1 protein-coding gene is annotated in these 442 nt (G+C 61.5%); it reads left to right on the top strand.

Going from position 1 to position 442, the window contains the following annotated elements:
- The first annotated feature begins 137 nt into the window (after nucleotides 1-137).
- Nucleotides 138-380 (top strand): hypothetical protein, encoded by a 243-nt coding sequence (locus VI08_RS20530; protein ID WP_157130546.1) that lies wholly within the window; start codon nucleotides 138-140, stop codon nucleotides 378-380.
- The last annotated feature ends 62 nt before the right edge of the window (nucleotides 381-442 follow it).

The raw sequence follows: 442 nt of genomic DNA on the forward strand, positions 1-442 counted from the left end.
TGCCCATCGAAAACGAGCAGGACGCGACGTAGCCCGGGGCTAGGTAGATATACGTAAGACAGGTGTGCGTGCGTTCCTTAACCTCGTCGCGGATCCCAGCCAGCGCCACTGGCTTCTACACGCCAGCGGTACTGCGCATGGATACAGTCCAAATGAATCGCCGGGCGAACCTTCGCACCGTGCTTGAAGAACTTTCCGCCGAGGGCATCACGGGCGCCGTCACGCGTGCTTCCGTGCTCGGCGTCGACGACCGCGAGCTGCATGCCATGTTGCGTGGCAAGTACATCAGCAATGAATCCGCCCGCGAGATCGAGTGGGCCATGCAGCGCCGCGAGGGCTGGATGGACGAAGACCACCGGCGCGGTTTGCTGGACCTGTAGGGACGGTCATCCAAGCTACGGTGTCCGTGGCATCGGTTCATTCGCGAAAGCGAATGAACCGA

It is taken from the genome of Luteibacter yeojuensis, assembly GCF_000964085.1.
GTDB lineage: Bacteria > Pseudomonadota > Gammaproteobacteria > Xanthomonadales > Rhodanobacteraceae > Luteibacter > Luteibacter yeojuensis_A.

Coding starts and splice junctions, on each gene's coding strand:
- VI08_RS20530 (WP_157130546.1), top strand. CDS start 138: ATGGATACAGTCCAAATGAATCGCCGGGCGAACCTTCGCACCGTGCTT.